At 27.2% G+C, this 718-nt stretch carries 2 protein-coding genes; both read left to right on the forward strand.

What is annotated here, in order from left to right; translation table 11 throughout:
* The coding region (locus GQX97_RS13210) for a copper homeostasis protein CutC (protein ID WP_304488835.1) at positions 1 to 394 on the forward strand (394 nt) is incomplete at its 5' end.
* A gap of 74 nt (positions 395 to 468) precedes the next feature.
* Positions 469 to 718: AzlC family ABC transporter permease (locus GQX97_RS13215; protein WP_198391248.1), on the forward strand; the 250-nt coding region annotated here is incomplete at its 3' end.

The raw sequence follows: 718 nt of genomic DNA on the forward strand, positions 1-718 counted from the left end.
AACTAATAAAGCTACTTTTCACAGGGCAATAGATGTAAGTTCTAATTTAAACGAGGCATGTGAGGATATTATATCGCTTGGTTTTGAGAGAATACTCACTTCAGGAGGTGAGGCTAATGTTATGAGCGGTATAATAAAATTAAAAGAATTGGTTGAAAAATATAATGATAAAATAATAATAATGCCAGGAAGCGGAATAAACGAAAGAAATATTGAATATATAAATGACACTGTTAAAGCAAATGAATATCATATGACAGCAAACAAAACAGTTGAAAGTGTTATGCAATATAGAAATGAAAACGTGTTTATGGGGGCAAGTTTAAGACCGCCTGAGTTTAGCGTTAAATATACCGATGAAAACAAAGTAAAAAATATAAAATCAAAAATATAATATTGACATAAATTTATATTTAATTATGATATCTATTCAATAATTTAATAAATAATTWAAAAAAATATAAAAATATGAATAAAGAAGAATTAGTTTCTACATTAAAATATGCTTTTCCAAAGACTATACCAGTTCTTATAGGGTATTTATTTTTAGGTATGGCCTATGGAATATTAATGAAGGCAAAGGGTTTTAGTACTTTTCTTGCTATGTTTATGAGTATGGCCGCCTACTGTGGAAGTATGCAGTATGTTGCTATAAATTATTTGTTTTTAGCTCCTTTTAATCCTATATATGCTTTTATATTAACATTAACAGTAAACT

This window comes from Brachyspira sp. SAP_772 (assembly GCF_009755885.1).
Classification (GTDB): domain Bacteria; phylum Spirochaetota; class Brachyspiria; order Brachyspirales; family Brachyspiraceae; genus Brachyspira.